Origin of the sequence: Enterococcus sp. DIV0755f (assembly GCF_051713725.1) — a bacterium.
Classification (GTDB): Bacteria; Bacillota; Bacilli; order Lactobacillales; family Enterococcaceae; genus Enterococcus_D; species Enterococcus_D casseliflavus.
The window spans coordinates 689,166-711,025 of the sequence record NZ_JBIOQL010000001.1 but is presented as its reverse complement, the minus strand read 5'-3'; the positions used below and the strand labels follow the sequence as shown (position 1 = coordinate 711,025).

Sequence of the window (21,860 nt, the reverse complement as noted above, 5' to 3'; positions counted from 1 at the left end):
TCATCCATCTGTGTGGAAGATACGTAATCATTTTTCCCTCATGAATCACTGGATCGTCCCTTTGGTTGAAGGGATCTCATCTGGGGCTGCTTGGTTGATCGCTACTGCTTCACCTAAAGCCCGCCCAAAGCCTTTAAAACAAGCTTCCACAATGTGGTGGCTGTTTTTGCCAGCGATTTGATGGAGATGGATCGTAGCACCTAATTCACGGGCAAAAGCAATGAAAAATTCTTCAACCAATTCCGTATCAAACTGCTGCCCTATTTTTTCGCTCGGTATCGCCAACTCTACGACTGCCATGCCGCGACCGCTGATATCGATCGCTGTCATAACTAAGGCTTCGTCCATCGGCAGCAGCATACTGCCATAACGTTTGATGCCTCGTCGCTCCCCAAGACTTTCTGAAAACGCTCGGCCAATGGCGATGGCAACGTCTTCTGTTGTGTGATGGGCATCTACTTCTGTATCGCCATCACAGACCAACGTCAAATCAAAGCGACCGTGGCGGACAAATAATTCCAGCATGTGGTCTAAAAACCCCACACCAGTCTTGATTGATTGCTGACCAGTACCATCGATCGTCAACTGCAGGTGGATCTTGGTTTCAGTCGTATTGCGGGTAACTTCTGCTTTTCTCATTCCTTCACCTCTTCTATGATCGTTGTTAACACCGTCATCAATCGTTCCATCTGGGCCCTCGTTCCTACCGTGATTCGCAAATACTCTTTGATGCGGGGCTGATTAAACCAGCGGACGAAGATTTTCTGCTCTTTCAGTGCCTGATACAACTCTTCCCCAGCAATCGCAGGGTGCCTTGCAAACAAAAAATTTCCTTGGCTGTCGGTCTGCTCAAAGCCGAGCTTCGCTAGGGCTTGCTTGCTCCACTCACGCACGTGGATCGTTGCTTGGATCTTCTCATCGACATACGCTTGTTCTTGCAAAACGGCTGCACCAGCGGCTTGGGTCAAACTATTGACATTGTAAGGATTCAAGCTAAATTTCAACCGATTCAAGTCTTGAATCAGTCCTTCATTAGCAACCGCAAAGCCTAGGCGTGCCCCTGCCAGCTGCCGAGATTTCGAAAACGTCCCCACGACCAAGAGATTTGGGTATTGATCGATCAAAGAAACCATTGAAGTGCCGCCAAAATCGATATAGGCCTCGTCGACAATCACTAAGCGATCGGGATGCCGTTTTAGAAAGGCACAAATTTCGCTTTGTTCTTGATAAACCCCAGTCGGCGCATTGGGATTGGCAAAAATAACGGTCCCTTTGAGCGAATCGTAGTCCGTTAACGCAATCGAGAAATCTTCTTGCAGCGGAACAACGGTGGCAGCGACTTGGTACAAGGCACTATACACTTGATAAAACCCATAGGTCACATCGGGAAAGGCGATGCCGTTTTCCGTGAAGCCTTGAAAGAGATAGGACAAGACTTCGTCACTGCCATTACCGAGAAACAGCTGGGCTGGTGTAACGCCAAGATAAGCAGCCAGAGGGGTTGTCACCACTTCAGCAGCAATATCCGAGTAACGATTCAGCTTGTGGGCGGCATCGGCAACCGCTGCTTGAACACTTGGCGCTGGCGGATAAGGACTTTCATTGGTGTTCAGTTTAATAACGGCTTGCTCGTCTACTTGTTCCCCTGGCGTATAAGGAGTCAGCTTGTGATACTTTTGATGTAAAAAGGTCATTTTTCTCCCTCTCTTCGTACATTGATCGAACGGGCATGGCCGATCAAGTCTTCGATTTCTGCGAACAACGCTACGGCTGGACCAGCCGCCTTCATGGCTGCTTCTGGGTAATACAAGTAGCTGCTTTTCTTAATAAAATCATCCACTGATAACGGCGAGTAAAAACGGGCGGTCCCTTCCGTCGGTAGGGTATGATTTGGCCCAGCAAAATAATCTCCCAGCACTTCTGGTGTATGATGTCCTAAAAAGACACTGCCCGCATTTTCTACCTGTCCCAACAAAGCAAAAGGATCTGCCACTGCTAATTCAAGGTGTTCTGGGGCGATTTGATTGGCAATGGTAAGAGCTTCGGTCAAATCTTTGACTAGGATCAGCTTTCCGCTAGATTCAAGCGCCGCAGCAGCAATGTCTTTGCGGGGCAGTTCCTTCAGCTGCAAGTCAAGCTCTACTTGGACTTGTTCAATCAAGGCTGCTTCTGTTGTGACTAAGATGGCTTGCGCTAAGATATCATGCTCGGCTTGTGCCAAAAGATCCGCTGCCAGCCAGCGAGGATTTGCGCTGGCATCGGCGATGATCAGCACATCGCTGGGCCCTGCGATCATATCGATATCAACTTCGCCGTACACCATTTTTTTCGCTGTGGCGACATAAATATTTCCTGGCCCCACGATTTTGTCGACTTTGGGAATCGTTTCTGTCCCATAAGCCAATGCCGCTACGCCATGGGCACCACCGACTTTGTAGATTTCATCCACTCCAGCAACGGAAGCTGCCGCTAAGATAGCAGCTGGAACTTTTCCTTGGCTGTCCGTCGGTGTGATCATAACGATTTTTTTGACCCCGGCGATTTTTGCGGGCAGGACATCCATCAAAACCGTACTAGGATAAGCTGCTGTGCCGCCAGGAACGTAGACCCCGACTTTTGCTAGTGGCAAGACCCGCTGTCCCATCACAACGCCATTTTCCTTCGTCAAGACAAAGCCTTGCTGGACTTGCTTTTGATGAAATGCCAAAATGTTTTCCTTCGCCTGTTCCATCACCTCAAGCAGCTCAGGGGAGACGGCTTGGACAGCCGTTTCAACCTCCTCAAGACTGACGGTTAAGGAAGACAAGGTCACTTGATCGATTTCTTCAATTAATTGAAACAACGCCTGATCTCCTTGCTGCTGAACACGGGCAATGATTTGGGCGACAACGGTTGAAACATCCTTCGTTTCCGACTGTTTCCTTGCCACAATCGTTTCGATCGTATCTTTTTGGGTCGAAAAAATTCTCATAATTGCTCCCTCACCTTCTCAATCACTGTTTGAATGCGTTCTTGCTTGAAACGCCACGTGGCGTGGTTGATCACTAAACGCGCTGAAGACGGCGCGATGTCTTGGATCACTTCTAAATCATTTTCTTTTAGTGTCGTCCCCGTTTCGACGATGTCAACGATCACATCGGAGAGACCTAACAAAGGAGCCAATTCAATCGATCCATGCAGTTGGATCAATTCCACCGAGCGACCTAACCCTTGATAAAACTGGCGGGTGATCTGCGGATATTTTGTGGAGACCCGCAGCGGGCGGGAGAAATCTTCCTCGAAATCCGTACGCGCAGCTACTGCCAAACGGCAGACCCCCATATGCAAATCAAGAAATTCGATGACTTCTGCCTTGCTTTCCATTAAAATATCTTTGCCTACGACACCGATATCCGCCACTCCGTGCTCCACATAGATTGCCACATCGCTCGGCTTGACTAAGAAAAAGCGCAACTTGTTTTCTTCATCACAAAAAATTAGTTGGCGATTGTCTTTGAAGACGCCTTGCGCAGCAACTCCAGCTTTCGTGAATAAATCGTATACGGCATCCCCCATGCGGCCTTTAGGTAGCGCAATGTTCAAATAGCCTGAACTTTCGTTGTCAGTCGGCACCTTTTGCCCTACATGGTTGAGCTTCATACCAAACCCGATCGCCCCTTGCTCTTTGCCTTGCCGACTCATCAAGCGATCATAACGGCCGCCATATAAAATCGTCTCTCTTGCTTCTTCGATGAATCCTTGAAACAGCAAGCCACTGTAATAATCGGCATCATTTAAAATTGAAAAATCCAGCCTTATCCGAATGGAGGCTGACAGTTGTTCTTTTTGCAATGCTTGATACAGTTGTTTTAGTTCTGCTAAACCAGCTTGTGCTTGGGGATACTCTGCCAGCAGCTCTTTGGTCTTTTGATACTTGGTTTCAAAATCACCTGACAAACGTACCAGTTTCGCCAATTTTTCAGCTTCTGTTGCTGACAAGCCAGCCTTTTCAGTCAGTGCATCCATGCCATGGGAACTCTTGTCCCGCAGGCAGTGCAGTACCTTTTGTCGATCCGCTTCGGGGAAGCGTTGGCAGATGCCATCCAAAATCCCCATATGAGACAGATCCAAGGTCCCTTTTCCCACCTGAGCCAAACTTTCCCAAGCCAGTTTTACAACCTCCAGTTGATCTTCCCATGTGATTTGGTCAATGAGCTCCAAACCGATTTGATCGATTTTTTGGTATTCCCCTGCTTGACGATCCTGTCGATAGACATCCTCCACATAATACACTCTGCGCGCTTCTCCAGAAGGTGTATTTTTGGCAATCGACAAGGTGACATCGGGTTTTAGCGCCATCGTCCTGCCATCCGTGCCTGTAAACGTGATGATGGAAGAACCACGCAAGAACTGATCATTTTGCTGATAGTTGCGATACTCTTCAAAATTGTTCGAGTGATAAGGTGAAAAATGATGCTGCGTATACAATTTTCTTAATTTCAGTTCGACTTGTTCGGCTGGTTTTAATACATTCCATAACTCTTCCACACTTATCACTCCTATTTCATGCCACTGATTCGGCTTTCTCACTGCTAAAGTCACACTTTATCATCGATTCACCATCAGTTTTTCTAATAATACTAATGGTTTTGCCATAAATAAGCAATGGTATTTTTCGAAATATTCTGGAATTTTTAGTCGATTTCAAGAGAACATAGCGATGTCGTTTCTTTGTTGACGATTATTCCATCGAATCTGGAAGTCAGTTTTCCTTTCTTAATGAAGTAACTTAGTACTTGTGCATCCGCCATCACTTAGTTGCTCAACCATAAAAAAGTCCGAAATATACGACCATCTTGTTTCAGAAACTCGTTATCGATTACTCTATCTTTTGTACCGTACAAAGAATTGGCGCAAATGAAGCGATGATATGAAAATCACCCAAAACGTTCATTGTTGTACTTATCGCTTATATTACGGCACAAAAAGCACACTGCAGAAGAATCAGAGAAAACAGCTAAATAGTACATGCTCTATAGCTTAATAAGGAGAGAAAAGTAAATGAACAAACTTATAGGAAAACAAATCTCATGGAACCACGCTTTACTAGGAACAGTCCTCGCAGGTATCGGTTTGGTCGGTCTTTTGTATGCCCCTGCCATCGTCAGCATCTTCTCATTGTCGATTGCCAGCTATTGGGCATTACGGCTAGTTTACGGTAAAGAAGCAGTCAAGCAGCTCTTTGGAAAACCCATCGCGCCAGTGAAGACGATCAGCAAGTATTTTCTTTTAAACATCCTGATCAGCTTTCTCGTTTCTCTCGTTTTGCAATACGGACTAAAGTGGGATCTTCACGGAAACCCTGTGAACGAAGGCTTTCAGTGGTTGACTCTGCTAGTTATTCCAATCATGTTACTTGGAGAAGAACTCTTTTCCATCTTCTTTTTAGCGATTTTTTCTAGTAAATGTACCTTGCCAGTTGCCAGCATCCTTTCCGCGATCATCTTTGGCTTGGTTCATTACAGCACTTATGACAACGGCAATGTTTTCCATACCTTGGTCCATATTCTTTTCATTCAAGGGGTGGCGCGCTTGCTATTTAACCAAGCTGCCATCAAGAGCAACTCGATCCTGACTAGTTGGGGCACACATGTCTTGTTCGACCTGTTTGCTATTTTAGTGGCTTATCTGACTGCTTGAGAAAAACGAAAAAGACTGATTCAATTGAAATCAGTCTTTTTTGATACAACAACTAGTTACCTGAGTATTCCTCCCTGAAAGGAAGCATTGATCGCTTTTGTGCCTTTCACGAGGTTGGGTGTTTGTTCTATTCGCTGTGTTTCATAAGAAAATGTCCTTACTTTTTAAAGGGATCCTCTTTTACTTTCTCACAAATTTCTGCTTCACTGTACACCTTCATCAGCCGCTTGACTTCGCCTTCGATATTAAAACGCAGGGCTTCTGTCGCCTTCAGGTTTTTCAAAGCTTGTTCAAGATAACAAAAAAAGGTCGTTTCCTTCATTTACCCAGCCTCCTAGTCAATCGTTGGTTTTACAGGTCACTTTAACAACGTCGCTCAACTCCTGATCAATTCCTCTAGGAAACAAAAGAATTGTGCAGACATCTGCTTCTTAGTGGTTACACCAGACCGTGCTTTTGGAGCGCTTGCGCAATCCCGCCGTCTTCTGGACGAGCCGTCACCTCGTCAGCTACTGCCAATAGCTGTTCACAGGCATTGCCCATCGCAATTCCTGTCGCAACGGCTTCAAACATTTCGACATCATTATGGCCGTCACCAAACGCCAAGGTATCTTTGTTATCGATCCCTAGGTGGTTCAAGAGAAAATCGATGGCTGTTTTCTTGTGGATATTCTTGATGCCGATCTCGCCACTGTCTTTGCCAAAAACAGGAACTGTACTGCGAATCATTTGGAATTGTTCGTGGTATTGGTCATGGACCTGTTCATAAGGAATGGAATGATTGATGAAGGAAACTTTGTTCACGTCATCGTAATCGATTTTCGCTTCGTCCTCGATCAATAAATCAAGGAACCACTGAATAGTTTGAACACGTTGTTTTCCTGCTTCACTTTCAACAGGCTCACCTGCTAAGACGATCTCAATCAACCGATTTCGTAAATTGGTACTTGCAAATAATCCTTGATTCGATTCCAAGTAATACTCGATTTGGTTTGCTTTTAAGAAATCGATCAGTCTTAATAAGGCTTCCTTTTCAAAAACTTTGTGCAAAATCACCTCATCGTGCACCTCGCAATAACCGCCGCCGGCACCAATCATTCCACTTAAAGGCAGTGCCAGTACATCTTCTGTGATTTCGGCTTTTGAACGACCCGTACACAAGAAAAATTCATGCCCCTTCTTATGTGCCGCTGTGATCGCTTGGCGAGCACTTTCAGGTACGTTTCCCGCATCATCGCACAATGTTCCATCTACATCTAAAAAGACAATTTTCTTCGTCATTTCATTCCCTCTTTCCTAACCCAATCAATAAAGCGCTCACATGAACATATTTGCTGAACCCAAGATGTCACCATCAGCCGCTTGCTATTAGTATAACAAATCACAAGATAACCTCGCTAGACTATTTTACTGACTCATACATAAACACGCTCTCCTTTTTTCTCGATGCCCTTTATCCTTGATGATCGTCAAATGGCTTTCATTTGATCACTTTTAAGGTGACTTATCCTTTGCGTAGCTTACTCTTCACTTAAATAAATCAACCCCCATTTAGGTAGTTGGTTAGTTGCATGACCCGTAAGCTCGCGATAATAGTACCGTTTGTCATGCTTGATCATACTGATAATTTCCTCTTCCTTCATCCCCAGCTCTTGACATAGGTCAGTTTTGGTATTGGTCACAAGTTCCAGTAGAATTTGGATCTGTGCGTCCACAGCCAGAAGCGCTCGAAAGGTATCAAATAAGTTCTTTGTTCGATCATAGTAAATGTCTTCGAAGTCAACACAAAGTTCCTGATAATAAGTAAAAAGTTTCGGATAGGCTGTCAGTACCCCAGCGCTTAACAATACTTCCTTTGAATAAGACAGATAATCCTTCGGGTCATTTATTTTTTCTGATAACACAGAATCACTCCTTTCCATCCATGGCTTTTCTTCAATGATAGCATTGATCCCTCATTTAATCGTAATGATTTCCTTCTTCGTTAATCGCCCCTACATCCCTTCACATAAAACAAAGGCTTTATCTTCTAGTATTTCAAATCACATGAAATCCTTGGGTGGCATCCCGTTCTGCGCTCACCTCCAATGCATGATCTAAGGAAATCAGTTACTCTCATTATAGTTTTTTGTTTCTCCAAGCTTATAATTCCTTTTTGCTCTAGCAGAGGAATAAGAGAGAAAAATCCAGCGTACCCGCATTGCTTTATCTAAGAAGAAAGATCAAAAGGAAATTATTTGCAGTGATTTTCCGATGATTACACGATCAACCAAAAGAACGAATGGAAATGAATGCTTTTAACCAATGCTGTGGCGCCTTCATTCTCACGACAGCACAAAAAACCAATGATCGCTGGTTTCGATCATTGGTCAAAGTTCTCAATTTACATTTTGTAAAAGGACAATCTGTCCTTTCTTTTTCGATCATGCCAAGATATAAGCGAGGCTAAAACGTCCTCTTACACTGTGAGCACAAAAAAGGATCATGCATATAGAAAATCTAAAATCTCACGTGGCGCGTCTACCAAAGCATCTGGGTTTTCTTCAGAAAGCTTTTTCGGATCGTGGCTGCCCCACGTAACGGCGATCGTTTTGACACCCGCGGCTTTTCCCATTTGGATATCAAAAATAGCATCTCCTACCATGATCGTCTTTGTCGGGTCAAATTGATAGTGTGCCACGACTTTATTGATTCCTTCGGGATGAGGTTTGTAGTGGGTCACCGCATCAGAGCCGATGATCTCTTCAAAGAACGCCACAAGGTCCTGAGCAGCTAGGTTTCGTTTGACGACCGCTGTCTTTTTACTTGAAACGACGAAACAAGGTACCTTTCGTTTGTTTAAGATTTCTAAGACATGGGGAATTTCTGGAAATACTTTCAAGGTACTTTCTTCATAGGTTTGGTAATAGGCTCGGAAAATCCGAATCAATTCCGCTGCGGTTTCTTGATCTAATGGCTGTTCAGACATTTTAAAAAATGATTCTTCGATCGGTATCCCCATATAATGTTCAATGACTACTTCACTGGGTACTTTGAGTCCCATCTCTTTAAAACCTGCTTTTGTCGCCTTCACACTACATTCTTTTGAATCCAATAAAGTTCCATCTAAATCAAATATCACACATTCAACCTGCTTCACGATATTTCCTCCTCCAAAAGGTATTCCATCAATTTTCTACAAATGCTTTTTTCATTTACGCAGTATTTCTTTCCATTACTGATTATCTCTATTTTATCACTAAAAAAAAGCATTATCATATTTTTCCATAACCTTCTTCATTTATTGCTAATATACTTATATAAAAAACGACTCGCTTTGAAAACAGAGTCGTTTCTACAAGATAGGCAAATTTACCTGAAGGCCTATTTGTCAGACATAAAAAGTTAAACCCATTTTTAGCTTTTTTATTGCAAGATATATCCTTTGCCCCAAGCGGTACGGACGCGTTTTTCAGTATAGTCGTATTCATCTAATTTCTCATTGATTCGTTTCGCCAAAATCGATAGCTGCGATTTTCGGGAATTCGTGCCGCCGTTGCCCCAAATTTTCCAGCAAAGGTCCTCTCGGTTGATAAATTGCTCTTCTGCTAGATTATTGAAAAAGATCTGTTCTTGCAGACTAAGAAATTTAGGGAACGATTCCTTCGTTACTGATGCCTTTTCTAACTTGCGAGTATTTGGTGGCAAAGCCGCCAAAAATTCTCTCAACTCGACAAATGACCGATTAAGATAGGTCGCATTTTCCGCTTTTTCCAGTATCATTTCTTGTTCGTCATTCCCTGGCAAGATTCGAACGATCCGCTGTTGATAATAAGGAGCCAATGTCTGATTGAGCAATAAAAATTCTGGATCAGCAATTGTTTCACTGACAAATAAACAGTCAAATAACTTGGCACTTTCTATCAACCATTCCTCCTCTTCGGTACTTCTGCCCACGAACACTTCATGGCTCAAAATCTGCAGCTCCCGCTGCAAATCAATCTCATATGATATATTTTTCGTCAATATGATAATTCTCATGATACACCCTACTTTCCTTTCTTATTTATTCAGAAATGAGTTGGAAATGATTTCTGAATACTTTATGTTGACATTATTACTTATTTTTATCAGCTTGAGGTGTCATTTTTTGTTCATAAATGGTGATCTGGTGTCATGTTTTAAAAAATAGATTGACTTTCATTTCATGGTTCATACTCTTCGATAGCCAATAAAAAAGCAACCTGTTAGCCAGATTGCTTTCTTGTCCTCACTACTCCCACTTCAAATCCAACAGCTCCAGCATTTCATGGTAGGCGGTTTCGATCCGCTGGCGTTTTTCTTCAGGGACATTTTTGGCATATTGCCCATCTGGCAGATAATCTTCGGCAAGGTAGACTTGAAAATCAAAGGCCTGCAAGACGCCGTATTCTGGATCATAATAGGTACGATCAGGGATCGGTTCTTTAGAGACCCAAGTCGGATGCATGGCAATCTTGCTTAAATAGGTCCGCTGCCCTTCTTTGGAGATTTCAACTTCTGGGATGACGCCTCGTTCGGTCCAATAGTTGTTATTGACGGTTTCATAACGTTGATTCGACAATAAGTTTCCCATTGAATAAATGATAAATTTCTTTTCACCGTCCTTTTCGATGATTTCGGTTGGTTCTGCTACATGCGGATGGCCGCCGAAGATAATATCAGCACCAAAATCGATCATCTTCCGATAAACAGTTTGTTGTTCTTCCGTTGGTTCTAAAGAATACTCGACACCAGACTGAGGCATCACGATGGTGATATCCGCCAAGCTTTCCGCTTCTTTGATCTCTGCTTCCACTTTATCTAACGACAAGTCTTTCAAATAGGTGTCATACTCTGCTTGAGTTAAGCTTTCTTCAAGGCCATTGAAGCCATAGGCATAGGCCAAGAGAGCAACTTTAATCCCGTTGACTTCTTTGACCAGGATTCCGCTATTGTCGACCGTGACACCAATCGTTGCCAAGCCTTGGTCGTGAAAAGCAGCCGCCGTTGTTTTGATTCCTTCGATCCCTGTATCTAAAATATGGTTATGGGCAAGATCAATCACATCAAAGCCCGCGTCTTTGATACTGGCAACAGCATCGATAGGGGCGTTGAATAAGGGAAAACCGCCAAGCGGTTTATTAGGATTGATGGTTCCTTCAAAATCACCTAAAGCAAGGTCCGCCGATGCAATCAGCGGTTTGACTTGCTCAAAATCATTGTCAAAATCATAACGCTTCCCGTCGTAAGCGCTTAAATAAACAGGTGTATGATAAAGCATATCGCCACTAGCTGTCACTGTGATGGTTTTTACTGCTGGCTTTGTTTCGGTAGAACTACTCGTTTCTTGCATTGGCTTTGTTGCCTTTGTCGATTCTGCTGTAAGACGCTGTTCAGGGATGCTTGTCGCTTGAATCACTAGATAAATCACTCCAAGTATGATTGCCAGCAACGCTGTACTTAACCCCACAATGATCCGCTGGCGTTTCTGACGCTCCCGTCTTCGTTGTTGTCTCATGCCCTCACCCTTTCACTCTGCTTTATCAAAAACCTATCTTCGTTTACGTTCTAACGAGATTCCCTGCTCCCTTTCCTGCGAACCTCACTAAATAATATCTTTTTATTAAATAATTATACTATATTTGAGATTCCTTTAATAGGTCGTTTTGTAAAGAATAAAAAAACAGCCCGATCGTGATCGAACTGTTTTATTCGCTTCTGAGTTGTTTTATTCGTTTCTTTTATTCTTTTCTATAGTAGCTCTGACCTCAGAAATTTTTGTTTCCTGAAGCTATCTGCTACTTTGCTTCCTCATGCTTCACGGGACAACTGCTATGACAATCAGAACAATGATCCTTTTTCACCATGCGGTACACTACACGGGTGCCATAGCCAAAAATCAGGCCGCTTAGAATTATTGTAGCAATCATTTTTCGCCTCCTACGACTTGGATCAAGGGTACACTCCCGCGGAATGGTTTCTTCAACAGAGCAAATACCAATAGCCCAGCAATGAGGATTGCCGCGAAAACACCCAGAGTGAGGTGTCCGCCTTCAAAGATGACGTGCCCGAATTGGTAGACCAACAAACTAGCGCAGTACGCCAAGCCACATTGATAGCCAATGGCTAACCACGTCCACTTGCTGTCCCCCATTTCACGGTGGATCGCACCGATAGCAGCAAAACAAGGGGCACATAGTAAATTAAAGACGAGAAAAGAGTATGCCGCCACAGCAGTGTAATCGCCGCGCAACACTTGCCAAATCTCCGTCCCACTTTCTGACAACTCCCCAGTTTGTCCGTAGAGGATCCCAAAGGTGCCGATCACATTTTCTTTGGCGACCAAGCCAGTAATCGTCGCCACGGCGCCTCGCCAGGTTCCCCAGCCTAGGGGAGCAAAAAGCGGCGCCAAAAGTCGTCCGAAAAAGGCCAAAATGCTTTGGTCTTCTGTGACCCGCTGCAAGGCAAAGCTGTAGCTGGAGGTAAACCAGACAAAGATACAAGCCACAAAAATTATCGTCCCGGCTTTTTTCACAAAAGCAATGGCTCGATCACAGGCACTTTTCAAAATCGTTGTGAGCTGCGGCAAGTGATACGCTGGCAGTTCCATAATAAATGGTGCCAGATCACCTGCAAACAGCGGTGTTTTTTTCAAGACGATCCCTGAAAAAATCACAGCACCCATGCCGACAAAATAGGCCGATGGGGCGACCCAACTATACTGAGGGAAAAAGGCTCCTGAAATCAATGCGATGATCGGCAATTTGGCAGAACAAGGCATGAAGGTCGTGACCATCACCGTCAATCGACGATCCTTTTCATTTTCAATCGTTCGGCTTGCCATCACCCCCGGCACCCCGCAACCGGTAGCGATCAACATGGGGATAAACGACTTGCCAGATAGACCAAACTTGCGAAACAGGCGGTCCATGACAAATGCCACCCGTGCCATGTATCCGCAGTCCTCCAAGATAGCCAAACAAAAAAACAGCACGAAGATCTGTGGCAAAAAGCCTAAGACCGCACCGACACCTGCCACGATGCCGTCTAAAATCAGTTCTTGCAGCCACTGGGCGACTTGCAGCTGTTCTAGCCAGTGCGCTGCTGTTTCGGGAATCCAGCTGCCAAATAATACATCATTGACCCAATCAGTACCAATCGTACCAATCGTCTGAATCGATAAATAGTAGATTCCCCACATAATGAAGGCAAAAATCGGTAGTGCCAATACGCGATGGGTCAACACACGGTCGATTTTGTCGCTGAAGGCTAAGTGCTGATCTGTTTCCTTGATGACTGCCAGCGCCAACAATTCTTCAATGAAGCCATAGCGCTCATTGACGAGAATGGCGTCACTGCTGTCTTTAAAGATCAGCTCTAAAATCGAAATCGTCTCCTGAAGGACTGCCTGCTGGGAATCAGTCAGTTTACACATCGTCTGAATCGCTTCATCTTTTTCAAAGAGTTTTATGGCAAACCAGCGTTTTTGCTGCTGAGGGATCGTCTCTGGCAAAATCGCCATGATCTCGGTCAAGCCAGCTTCTAGACGAGCATCGTAGCGGGGAGGAAGCGGTTGTGTATTGGCTACATGCTTCGCTGCCTCGATCATTTTGGTTAAGCCGCGTTGCTTCAAAGCACTGATCCCTACTACGGGAACCCCTAGACCGTAAGCCAGCTTTTCGAAATTGATCTGCAAGCCTTTTTTCTTTAATAGGTCGATCATGTTGATGGCTGCCACAGTCGGGACATTCATTTCTAATAATTGCAATGTTAGATACAGGTTGCGCTCCAGGTTGGTTCCATCGATAATATTGATCACCGCATCCAATGATGCTTCCATCAAATAATTGCGAGAAATCAGTTCTTCTGGTGTGTACGGCGACAAGGAATAGATCCCTGGTAGATCTTGGATCAATACTTGTCGGTCTTTTCGCAGTCGCCCCGCTTTTCGTTCCACGGTAACGCCTGGCCAATTCCCCACTGTTTGTTTGGCACCGGTCAATTGATTGAAGGTACTCGTTTTCCCGCTATTGGGATTTCCTGCTAATGCAAAGTGATAGGTCATTACGCTTCGACTCCTTTTTCGACAAAAACCAACGCTGCTTCTTGCTTTCTCAAAGACAATTCATAGCCGCGGAGCCGAATCTCCATCGGATCACCCAAAGGAGCCAGCTTCACCACTTCCAAATGGACGTTTTTCGTAAGCCCCATATCCATCAATCGACGGCGCACCGCACCTTTGGCGGCGATCTGATTGACCTTCCCGCTTTCACCGACTTGTAGCTGATCCAAAGAGGTAATGATGGTTTGCTGCTGGGTTTCTGTGACATCGATTTGTTCCATGACCCGTTCATCTAAAGCGATCCGCGTCCCTTGGTGTAAAATGATGCCGCCTTTGCGATCTTTTTGTACCACAACGATTTCAACGCCCGTGCGAATACCAAGATCATTTAAATGAGCCGTGATTTCTTTGGTGGTTGCCAACGAGTCGATTTTGTATGTTCCAGAAGCCAGAGTTTGCGCCATTTTCATTGCTTCTTACTCCTTTTGTGAAGTGTTGTTATAATTAACCTACTTTAATTGAGAATGATTATCATTATAATAGAGCCATTTCCATAAGAAGTCAATCTGTTTTGGGCCTCACTTTGAATCTTCCTTCACAATACGGATTTTTTTTACTCATTTTGATTGCATATCCCCTGTATTAGTTACGCAAAAACCTTGTAATTCTAAGTATTTTTCGCTTTTTTCCCTTGCATAAAAAACACAGAAACACTATAAATTGTGTATGTCGAATTCACAAGCACAAGATATAGTGTTTTTTCGTTGACTTTCTCCGAGACTTATTTATACTAGGTTTATAACTATTACAACTCGGAGGAAACAATTATGAATATCAAACTATTTTCGAAAAACAACTGCATGCAATGTAAAATGGCGAAACGCTTTTTAAGTGAAAATCAGATTGCATTTGAAGAAATCAATATTGATAATGAGCCTGAAGCATTAGAATTTTTGAAAGAACAAGGATTCCAAAGTGTGCCAGTCATTACCTCTGATGCGCAAACGATCATCGGTTTCCGTCCAGATCAACTACGTCAATTAGCGAGCTAAGATTTTTCTCAATGTGATGCTTTTGAGGGATTTGTCAGTCGTCCAGACCGCAAGTCCTTTTTTATACGAACAAAACAAGAAAAGAGGTTAGCCATTTATGAGCTTGAAAGAAATCAAAGATGTCAGTTATTTCAAATTGAATAATGAGATCAACCGTCCAGTAGATGGTCAAATTCCATTAAATAAAGACAAAGAAGCCTTAGCGGCATTCTTTAAAGAAAACGTTGAACCAAATACCTTAACCTTTGCGACTGCAATGGACAAAATCAATTATTTGATTGAAAATGATTATTTAGAAGAAGAATTTATCAAAAAGTATCGCCCTGCCTTTATTGAGCAATTGTATCAATTCTTAGATGAGCAACACTTTACTTTCAAATCATTTATGGCTGCTTACAAGTTTTATTCACAATACGCATTAAAAACGAATGATGGTACCGCGTATCTAGAACGTTACGAAGATCGGGTGGCTTTCAACGCCCTTTACTTTGCGGATGGCAATGAAGAGTTAGCAATGAGCTTGGCAGATGAAATGATCTACCAACGTTACCAACCAGCAACCCCTTCTTTCTTGAATGCAGGACGCAAACGTCGCGGTGAGTTGGTTTCTTGTTTCTTGATCCAAATCACTGATGACATGAACGCGATCGGTCGTGGGATCAACTCCGCGCTGCAACTTTCACGAATCGGTGGCGGTGTCGGGATCACGTTATCAAACTTGCGGGAAGCCGGCGCGCCTATTAAAGGCTACGAAGGGGCAGCAAGTGGTGTGATGCCTGTAATGAAATTGTTTGAAGATAGCTTCAGCTACTCAAACCAATTGGGTCAACGGCAAGGGGCTGGCGTGGTCTACTTGAACGTCTTCCACCCAGACATCATCAGCTTTTTATCAGCGAAAAAAGAAAATGCGGATGAAAAAATCCGTGTCAAAACCTTATCATTAGGCGTGATCGTACCTGACAAATTCTACGAATTGACGCGTAAAAATGAAGAGATGTATCTCTTTAGTCCCTACAGTGTCGAAAAAGAATATGGCGTGCCCTTCTCTTATGTCGATATCACCAAGGAATACGACAACTTAGTCATGAACCCACGGATTCGCAAAACCAAAATCAGAGCCCGTGATCTAGAAAACGAAATTTCTAAATTGCAGCAAGAATCTGGTTATCCTTATATCATCAATATCGATACAGCAAACCGCAGCAACCCAATTGATGGCAAGATTATCATGAGTAATCTTTGTTCCGAGATCCTTCAAGTCCAAGCACCATCTGAGATCAACGGCAAACAAGAATACGAAGTTTTAGGAACAGATATCAGCTGTAACTTAGGTTCCACCAATATCGTGAACTTGATGGACAGCCCTGACTTTGGGAAATCTGTTCGAGCAATGACTCGTGCCTTGACCTTTGTTACTGATGCGTCTGACATTGACGTAGTACCATCGATCCAAAATGGGAATGCCTTGAACCACACGATCGGTTTAGGCGCAATGGGCTTGCATACCTATTTTGCAAAAAATCAAATGGAATATGGTTCACCAGAATCCCTTGAATTTACTGATCTTTATTTCATGTTGTTGAACTATTGGACATTGGTTGAAAGCAATGCCATCGCCAAAGAAAAAGGCGAAGTTTTCCATAACTTTGAAAAATCAGCGTATGCAGACGGCAGCTACTTCACCGATTATATCCAAGGTGACTACCAACCAAAATCGGAAAAAGTCAAAGCATTGTTCGAAGGCGTCTTTTTACCAACTGGTGAAGATTGGGCAGCCTTGGCACAAACCGTCAAAGAAACCGGCTTGTATCACCAAAACCGCCTAGCCGTTGCACCAAATGGTTCGATCTCTTATATCAATGATACGAGTGCCAGCATCCACCCAATCACTCGGATGATCGAAGAACGCCAAGAAAAGAAAATCGGCAAGATCTACTATCCAGCACCTTACTTGAGCAATGAGACGATCGGCTACTACAAATCAGCCTACGATATGGATATGCGCAAAGTGATCGATGTTTACGCAACTGCTCAAAAACACGTCGATCAAGGTATGAGTATGACCTTGTTTATGCGTTCAGATATTCCAGAAGGTCTTTACGAATGGAAAGAAACGACAAAACAAACCACGCGTGATTTGAACATTTTGCGTCACTACGCTTTCCACAAAGGCATCAAATCGATCTACTATGTACGGACCTTTACAGATGATGCAGAAGAGATCGGCAGCAACCAATGTGAAAGCTGCGTCATCTAATCCAACTTTTGCCTGAAAACGAACCAACCGCCTGCCCCTGCTCTTTCTTGACAGCGGGTCGGCTGTTGTCTTGATACGATTATTGGAGGAACCGACTATGGGTAAGACTTACTATGAAGCAATCAACTGGAATGAGATCGAAGATATCATCGATAAATCCACTTGGGAAAAATTAACAGAACAATTCTGGTTAGATACGCGGATCCCTTTATCAAATGACCTTGATGACTGGCGGACGCTATCTCCATTAGAAAAAACAACGGTGGGCTACGTCTTTGGCGGCTTGACTTTATTAGATACCGTTCAATCAGAAAGCGGTATGGATCAACTGCGTAAAGATGTCCGCACCCCACATGAAGAAGCGGTCTTGAACAACATCCAATTTATGGAATCTGTCCATGCAAAAAGCTATTCATCGATTTTCAGCACCCTGAATACAAAAGCGGAGATCGCTGATATTTTTGAATGGACCAACACCAATCCATATTTGCAAAAGAAAGCCGAACGAATCAATGAGATCTACAAAAATGGCACACCGCTAGAGAAAAAAATCGCCAGTGTATTTCTAGAGACCTTCTTATTCTATTCAGGTTTCTATACACCCCTTTACTACTTAGGCAATAACAAACTAGCGAACGTAGCGGAGATCATCAAATTGATCATTCGTGACGAATCCGTTCACGGCACGTATATCGGCTACAAATTCCAATTAGGTTTCAACGAATTACCAGAAGACGAACAGCAAAAGCTGAAAGACTGGATGTACGACTTGTTGTATGAGTTGTATGAAAATGAAGAGCGTTATACCGAAGAATTATACGATGAGATCGGCTGGACCGAAGAAGTCAAAACCTTCTTGCGTTACAATGCCAATAAGGCTTTGATGAATCTAGGTCAAGACCCGCTTTTCCCAGATACCGCCAACGATGTCAATCCAATCGTCATGAACGGTATTTCAACTGGTACCAGCAACCACGACTTCTTCTCACAAGTTGGGAACGGGTATCTGCTTGGTTCCGTAGAAGCGATGAAAGACGATGACTACTTCATCGGACTTGATTGATCTGCTGACAAAAAAACACCTTGTTTCTCGCCAATTGAGGGTGAGAAACAAGGTGTTTTTTAGTGAGCCAACTGGTCTTTGATAAAGGTCAACGTTTCTGTCAAACAGGCCTGCGCTTGGGGCAAGCTATAATCAAATTGGTATTCGTGGGTCACCGTTTCCGAATCCTCTTTGTAAAAGCGACTCGTCACGGGAATATCAAGAGCTTGCAGCTGGTTGGCAAAGGCAATGCCTTGGTCTTCAAAGGAATAGGCATTGCCATCCGTGATATACGTTGGTGGAAAATCAGCCGTCAATTTATCCACCAGTGAGATCTCCTGCAGTTGGGGACTATCTTGCCATTCTTTTTTTCCTAATAACGACCAAGCCACCGTTTTGACAAAGAATTTCATAAAGCGATCATCTGAAGAAGTCCCGGCGATCTGCTTCAAATCAAGCGGTCCGCAATAGGAAATAAACCCTTTCAGGGCCGATGCAGGAATGTCTTGATCAAAGGACATTTCCTTCGCATACGCTGGATTGGTTTGCAGCGCCACATATTGCCCAGCGATTTGGGCTCCTGCAGAATCCCCGCCAAAGAAGAGTTGATCGAAATCCAGCATGGGGTATGCTTGGGCATCTGCTTTGATCGAGTCTACCGCTTGGGCTACTTGTTTGACCTGTCCAGGATAATGCAGACTTGGTGCCCATTCATAATTGATCGAAATCACAGCGGCTTTGGTTTCATCGACGACATAGGTCGCAAACTCTTTGACCCCTTCTTTGTCTCCGCCGACATAGCCGCCCCCATGGACCCAAAAAATGACTGGAACAGGGCCTTGTGCCTCTTTGGGATAATATAGATCAAAGGTACTACGTTGATAATCCGATTGATACGTCAAGTCCTGTTTGACCGTCACATTCGGCAAACTTTTTTGATAAGCTGCCTCATCCTTGATGGTCACTTCTTGGTTAAACAGATGACCGATCAAAAAAGCCCCCGGTCGTGGGGAGAGTTGAAAAGCCAGAAAAACGGCAGCTAAGAGTCCGATCAGGACAATCGCCACCCACATGAAAAAGCGCAGAATTTTTTTCAAGTAAAAGCTCCTTCCTTCTTTCTGTTTCAGCTTTTTCATTTAACCATGTTTTTTTAGCAAATTCAATGACAATCGCTAAAGATTAAAAAAGGATGATACCAATAGGCATCATCCTTAAAATAACATCGTTTATAATGGCAACATCATAAACAAACCAGCAGCGATCGCTGCCCCGATCATTGGACCGATGATTGGTACTAACGCATAGCCCCAATCGGAAGTCCCTTTGTTTTTGATTGGCAAGATTTGGTGAGCGATCCGTGGTCCTAAGTCCCGTGCCGGATTGATGGCATAGCCTGTTGGTCCACCAAGCGACAGCCCGATCGCTAAGATCAAGATCCCAACGACGATGGGATTTAATCCATCCGTAAAGGTATTGGCACCAAAAGCCAATAAGCCAAAGACTAAGACAAAGGTACCAATCACTTCAGTGATGGTATTCGATACTAAATTACGAACTGCAGGCCCTGTTGCAAAGGTACCTAAAATCGCGCCTTGGTCTTTTGTTTCATCCCATAATGGCAAGTAGTTGAGCCAAACGAGGATCGCCCCTACGATCGCACCAGCAATTTGTGCCAGCATAAACGGTACAGCCAAGCTCCAAGAAAAATTCCCCGTCATCGCCATGCCTAATGTAACGGCTGGATTCAAGTGAGCAGGTCCCATGTACCCTGAAACGTAAACGGCAATCGTTACCGCTGTCGCCCAGCCCATTGCGATCACGATCCAGCCAGAGGCTTCTGCTTTACTCTTTTTCAGATTGACAGCCGCACACACACCATCCCCTAACAAAACCAAAATAGCCGTTCCTAGAAATTCACTAAAGATCTGGGTTGTTTCATTCATCTTTTTTTCCTCCTTTTAAGGCTGTTAAATCTGATTCTGCGATCACTTGGTTCAATTCTGCTACCTGGGCTGCTTTTTCTTCCTCGCTCCAGCCAAAGAAGTCGGTCATAGCTGCAACGACACCGGCTTTGACTTCATCTAAGGTGTCTCGCATAAATAGGATATGGTTGGTCCGACGCAATAGATAATCGACAGGCGTCAGAACCATTTCTTCATGCAAGGAATAGTTCAAGGCCGTACTTTCTTTTTCATCTAAGCCCTCAAACTTCGTCTTGTAGTTCAACACTTGGGGAAGATTCGACCCATAAAGATGAGCCAAATACGTCGCAGCTGCTTCATCGAATCCAGCGGCTTGCGCTTGGTCAGCCAGCTTCGCTAAGTCTTCCTCTACATTGGCTGCATCAAGCTCACCACCAGAAACTGGGTACGTGGTTGAATCCACCAACTCGAAGGATGTACCGCTTTCTTGGAGCAATTCATTGATCCGTTTGACTGCTCCTTCCGCCATCAAGCGATAATCGGTGATTTTTCCCCCTGCCAACGTCAATAGTCCGTCTTTTGAGCGTTCCAAACTGCTGCCGCGAGAAACTTGCGATGGATCCACTTTGCTGGCTTCTACTCGTTCTTGTGCTTGTTTTACGGCTTTTTCTACGACTGGTCGCTGCCGCTCATCTTCAAGATACTCTTTGACGCTTTCAACGATCTGCTCAAAGCTTTCATCCGATAGTTTGCCTTTACCGCCGCCATTGTAATCAGACCCGCCATTATTCACAATCAACGGACGCAATCCTGCCCAGCTCGCTTCGATATCATCAAGGGTGATCTGAGCGTGAGGGAAGCGTTCATTCACGATGGTCAGTAGATAATCAACATCTTCTTGCGTGACCGTTGGATGGGCGAAATCGCCTGTATAATCCGTATCGGTTGTGCCAAAATAGGTCTTATTTTCTCTTGGTACCACGAAAACCATCCGACCATCATTTTTCCCAGTATCAAAATAGGTTGGTTGCGGCACTTTTAGTTTTTCCCGATCGACCACTAAATGGACACCTTTCGTCGGACGCATTTGTGGCGGCAACTCATCATTCTTGTCTAATTGACGAACGATGTCTGACCAAGGGCCTGTCGTGTTGATCACGACTTTGGCGTGAACCTCAAAGCGCTCGTTTGTCAGTTGATCCTCCACTTCTACCCCATTGATGATGCCTTGTTCATCATGTAAGATGCCGACGACTTTGGCTTTACTGATCATTGCTGCCCCATCGGCTTGTGCTCGTTTGATGTTTTCGATCACCAAGCGGGCATCGTTGTTGCGAAAATCAAGATAGACACCGCCACCGACTAAGTTTTCCGCCTGCAGCTGAGGTTCGCGTTCTAAGACCTCTTCTTTCGTCAGCAGATAATTTTCGTATTTACTACCTGTCACATTCGCTAAGCGATCATAAAGATCCATCGCCACTTTGACAGAAAACAAGGAGAAGGTTGCCCCTGGTTCATCATAGATTGGCAAAAGCATTGGATCTGGTTTCGGGATATGCGGAGCAATTTGCTGCACGATCGCGCGCTCCCGCACGGTGTCAGCGACCACTTCCACGTCAAAGGTTTTCAAATAGCGAATACCGCCATGAACGAGTTTGGTGGACCGCGAAGACGTTCCTTCGGCAAAATCCTGCATTTCCAAAAGCACCGTCTTCATCCCAGCGGCTGCGGTTTGAACAGCAACCCCCGCGCCAGTGATCCCACCACCGATGATCAATACATCATAGGTGGTCTTTGCCGCTTCTTGAATGGTTTGCTTCCGATCTTTATGTGAAAAGGTCATGGC

The 21,860-nt window shown here is 44.2% G+C and carries 20 protein-coding genes; 4 read left to right on the top strand and 16 right to left on the bottom strand.

What is annotated here, in order from left to right:
- Positions 1-45: 45 nt before the first annotated feature.
- The 4 genes from hisB to hisG are packed head-to-tail and all read right to left on the bottom strand — an operon-like array spanning position 46 to position 4,527.
- Entirely contained in the window at positions 46-639 is a 594-nt protein-coding gene (hisB, locus tag IGI73_RS03265) for an imidazoleglycerol-phosphate dehydratase HisB (RefSeq protein ID WP_005225202.1), read from the bottom strand.
- Positions 636-1,694 carry a histidinol-phosphate transaminase gene (gene hisC / locus IGI73_RS03260; protein ID WP_438759082.1) on the bottom strand — a complete coding sequence of 353 codons (1,059 nt, stop codon included), beginning with the start codon at positions 1,692-1,694 and terminating at the stop codon, positions 636-638. Before hisC ends, hisB begins: the two co-directional genes overlap by 4 nt.
- Positions 1,691-2,971 carry a histidinol dehydrogenase gene (gene hisD / locus IGI73_RS03255; protein ID WP_438759081.1) on the bottom strand — a complete coding sequence of 427 codons (1,281 nt, stop codon included), beginning with the start codon at positions 2,969-2,971 and terminating at the stop codon, positions 1,691-1,693. Before hisD ends, hisC begins: the two co-directional genes overlap by 4 nt.
- Positions 2,968-4,527, bottom strand: coding sequence for an ATP phosphoribosyltransferase (gene hisG, locus IGI73_RS03250; protein WP_438759080.1), 1,560 nt, complete (start codon positions 4,525-4,527; stop codon positions 2,968-2,970). The genes hisD and hisG overlap by 4 nt, the downstream gene beginning before the upstream one ends.
- A 513-nt stretch (positions 4,528-5,040) precedes the next feature.
- Between hisG and IGI73_RS03245 the strand changes: the two genes are divergently transcribed.
- Positions 5,041-5,679 carry a CPBP family glutamic-type intramembrane protease gene (locus tag IGI73_RS03245; RefSeq protein ID WP_015509102.1) on the top strand — a complete coding sequence of 213 codons (639 nt, stop codon included), beginning with the start codon at positions 5,041-5,043 and terminating at the stop codon, positions 5,677-5,679.
- Positions 5,680-5,836: 157 nt separating this feature from the next.
- Here the strand turns inward: IGI73_RS03245 and IGI73_RS03240 are convergent, their stop codons facing one another.
- From IGI73_RS03240 to IGI73_RS03200, 9 genes are all read right to left on the bottom strand, one after another.
- Entirely contained in the window at positions 5,837-6,001 is a 165-nt protein-coding gene (locus tag IGI73_RS03240) for a hypothetical protein (RefSeq protein ID WP_164888623.1), read from the bottom strand.
- A gap of 116 nt (positions 6,002-6,117) precedes the next feature.
- The gene (locus IGI73_RS03235; protein ID WP_074934501.1) at positions 6,118-6,960 is read right to left on the bottom strand and encodes a Cof-type HAD-IIB family hydrolase; all 843 of its coding nucleotides are present in this window, start codon (positions 6,958-6,960) and stop codon (positions 6,118-6,120) included.
- 239 nt (positions 6,961-7,199) lie between these two features.
- Complete coding sequence (locus IGI73_RS03230; protein WP_010747547.1) at positions 7,200-7,583, bottom strand: DUF7006 family protein; 384 nt, start codon at positions 7,581-7,583, stop codon at positions 7,200-7,202.
- 578 nt (positions 7,584-8,161) lie between these two features.
- Positions 8,162-8,818 carry an HAD family hydrolase gene (locus IGI73_RS03225; protein WP_438759078.1) on the bottom strand — a complete coding sequence of 219 codons (657 nt, stop codon included), beginning with the start codon at positions 8,816-8,818 and terminating at the stop codon, positions 8,162-8,164.
- Between the two features lie 266 nt (positions 8,819-9,084).
- Positions 9,085-9,699, bottom strand: coding sequence for a hypothetical protein (locus IGI73_RS03220; protein ID WP_005225192.1), 615 nt, complete (start codon positions 9,697-9,699; stop codon positions 9,085-9,087).
- Positions 9,700-9,931: 232 nt separating this feature from the next.
- Positions 9,932-11,197: a CapA family protein gene (locus tag IGI73_RS03215; protein WP_194193843.1), complete on the bottom strand. Its 1,266-nt coding sequence runs from the start codon at positions 11,195-11,197 to the stop codon at positions 9,932-9,934.
- A 280-nt stretch (positions 11,198-11,477) separates the two neighbouring features.
- Positions 11,478-11,609 carry a hypothetical protein gene (locus tag IGI73_RS03210; RefSeq protein WP_010747544.1) on the bottom strand — a complete coding sequence of 44 codons (132 nt, stop codon included), beginning with the start codon at positions 11,607-11,609 and terminating at the stop codon, positions 11,478-11,480.
- A complete protein-coding gene (feoB, locus tag IGI73_RS03205) occupies positions 11,606-13,744 on the bottom strand; it encodes a ferrous iron transport protein B (protein ID WP_270788176.1) in 2,139 nt (712 codons plus the stop codon). Before feoB ends, IGI73_RS03210 begins: the two co-directional genes overlap by 4 nt.
- On the bottom strand, positions 13,744-14,211 hold the full coding sequence (locus IGI73_RS03200) for a FeoA family protein (RefSeq protein ID WP_438759077.1): 468 nt from the start codon (positions 14,209-14,211) through the stop codon (positions 13,744-13,746). The genes feoB and IGI73_RS03200 overlap by 1 nt, the downstream gene beginning before the upstream one ends.
- A gap of 357 nt (positions 14,212-14,568) precedes the next feature.
- Between IGI73_RS03200 and nrdH the strand changes: the two genes are divergently transcribed.
- The 3 genes from nrdH to nrdF all read left to right on the top strand — a co-directional run bounded on the left by nrdH (position 14,569) and on the right by nrdF (position 18,113).
- Positions 14,569-14,793 carry a glutaredoxin-like protein NrdH gene (gene nrdH / locus IGI73_RS03195; RefSeq protein ID WP_005225182.1) on the top strand — a complete coding sequence of 75 codons (225 nt, stop codon included), beginning with the start codon at positions 14,569-14,571 and terminating at the stop codon, positions 14,791-14,793.
- 97 nt (positions 14,794-14,890) lie between these two features.
- On the top strand, positions 14,891-17,050 hold the full coding sequence (nrdE, locus tag IGI73_RS03190) for a class 1b ribonucleoside-diphosphate reductase subunit alpha (RefSeq protein WP_005225181.1): 2,160 nt from the start codon (positions 14,891-14,893) through the stop codon (positions 17,048-17,050).
- A gap of 97 nt (positions 17,051-17,147) precedes the next feature.
- Entirely contained in the window at positions 17,148-18,113 is a 966-nt protein-coding gene (nrdF, locus tag IGI73_RS03185; RefSeq protein ID WP_005225180.1) for a class 1b ribonucleoside-diphosphate reductase subunit beta, read from the top strand.
- Positions 18,114-18,172: 59 nt separating this feature from the next.
- Here the strand turns inward: nrdF and IGI73_RS03180 are convergent, their stop codons facing one another.
- From IGI73_RS03180 to glpO, 3 genes are all read right to left on the bottom strand, one after another.
- Positions 18,173-19,228, bottom strand: coding sequence for an alpha/beta hydrolase fold domain-containing protein (locus IGI73_RS03180; RefSeq protein WP_438759076.1), 1,056 nt, complete (start codon positions 19,226-19,228; stop codon positions 18,173-18,175).
- Between the two features lie 90 nt (positions 19,229-19,318).
- Complete coding sequence (locus tag IGI73_RS03175) at positions 19,319-20,035, bottom strand: MIP/aquaporin family protein (RefSeq protein WP_005225178.1); 717 nt, start codon at positions 20,033-20,035, stop codon at positions 19,319-19,321.
- A complete protein-coding gene (glpO, locus tag IGI73_RS03170; protein ID WP_438759075.1) occupies positions 20,028-21,857 on the bottom strand; it encodes a type 1 glycerol-3-phosphate oxidase in 1,830 nt (609 codons plus the stop codon). The genes IGI73_RS03175 and glpO overlap by 8 nt, the downstream gene beginning before the upstream one ends.
- Positions 21,858-21,860 lie beyond the last annotated feature (3 nt).